The organism is Pseudomonas sp. GL-B-26 (genome assembly GCF_019947405.1).
Classification (GTDB): Bacteria; Pseudomonadota; Gammaproteobacteria; order Pseudomonadales; family Pseudomonadaceae; genus Aquipseudomonas.
Genome location: NZ_JAGYGJ010000108.1, coordinates 1 through 1,094, shown reverse-complemented (window position 1 = coordinate 1,094; position 1,094 = coordinate 1). Strand labels below are relative to the sequence as shown.

The window sequence follows — 1,094 nt, the reverse complement described above, 5'->3', positions numbered from 1 at the left end:
ACCATCGTTGAACTGATGTCCCTTGTTTCATTGGGCTTGCGACCATCGCTACATGCTGCTGCACGGCAGATGGAGGATCTTCCCGTCAGCTTGGCGGCGCTGTATGACAAGGTCAGCCGCACAGAACCTGCGCTGCTGCGCGCCCTGGTCACCGGCAGCGCAGAGCGCTTGGCCCCGACGATAAAAGAGCTGGGGCACTCAGCCATTTTGCCGGGCTGGCAACTGCGGGTCGTCGACGGCAACCACCTGCCTTCCAGCGAAAAACGCCTGGGCGCTTTGCGCCGTGAACGGGGGGCCGCCCGGCCTGGTTTTTCAGTAGTGGTTTACGACCCCGATCTGGATCAGGTCGTCGATCTTCAGCCCTGTGAAGATGCCTATGCCAGTGAGCGCGTCAGCGTTCTGCCGTTGCTGGAAAAAGCCTGTGCGGGGCAGCTGTGGATGGCTGATCGACTCTATTGCACGCTCCCCGTCATGGACGCCTGCGAAGAGTCCGGAGCCTCGTTCATCATTCGCGAACCGAGCAAACATCCACGCCTACTTAAGGAAAGCGACTGGCAGGAGTCTGTCGCGGTCGGGGCAGGCAGCGTGCGCGAGCAAATCATCGAAGTTAAAGGTGGTCGCCAGTGGCGGCGTGTCGAACTGAATCTGCAAACCCCCACCGAATCTGGCGACACCACGCTGTTGTTCTGGAGCAACTTGCCCGACTCCATCAGTGCCGAGCAAATCGCCGATTTGTACCGCCGTCGCTGGAGCATCGAAGGGATGTTCCAGCGCCTGGAATCGGTGCTGGACAGCGAAATCGAAACCTTGGGCAACCCTAAGGCCGCCCTGCTGGGATTTGCGTCGGCCGTGTTGGCTTACAACGTCTTGGCCGTGCTCAAGCGCAGCGTTGAACAGGCTCATCGCCAGACCCTGCCCGACGATTGGGAAGCATCGATTTTCCACCTGACGGTACAGGTACGCAGCGGTTACGAGGGTATGCAAATAGCTCTGCCAGCAGAGCACTCATCCATTCCGATCCCCGCAGGAGGGCTGGCTCAGTACCTGCTTGCACTCGCTCGAAACATCCAGCCCAAAGCGGTCGTCAAGAGCAA

Annotated in this window: 1 protein-coding gene; it reads left to right on the top strand. The window is 59.9% G+C overall.

Annotated elements, in window-relative coordinates; translation table 11 throughout:
- Window positions 1–1,094, top strand: a 1,094-nt coding sequence (locus tag KGB23_RS30105) for an IS4 family transposase (RefSeq protein WP_223433706.1), incomplete at both ends; no start/stop codon positions are given.